The following is a 245-nucleotide window of genomic DNA, read 5'->3' on the forward strand; positions in this document are numbered from 1 at the left end:
TACGGGAGGCAGCAGTAAGGAATATTGGTCAATGGACGGAAGTCTGAACCAGCCATGCCGCGTGGAGGATGAAGGTCCTCTGGATTGTAAACTTCTTTTATTTGGGACGAAACACTTTCTTTCTAGGGAGCTTGACGGTACCAGATGAATAAGCACCGGCTAACTCCGTGCCAGCAGCCGCGGTAATACGGAGGGTGCAAGCGTTATCCGGATTCACTGGGTTTAAAGGGTGCGTAGGCGGACTT

At 51.4% G+C, this 245-nt stretch carries 1 rRNA gene; it reads left to right on the forward strand.

Annotated features, from left to right (window positions below):
* A 16S ribosomal RNA gene (locus tag KW844_RS29560) occupies positions 1 to 245 on the forward strand; the annotation flags it as partial.

This window comes from Chitinophaga sp. sic0106 (genome assembly GCF_019219075.1).
GTDB lineage: Bacteria > Bacteroidota > Bacteroidia > Chitinophagales > Chitinophagaceae > Chitinophaga.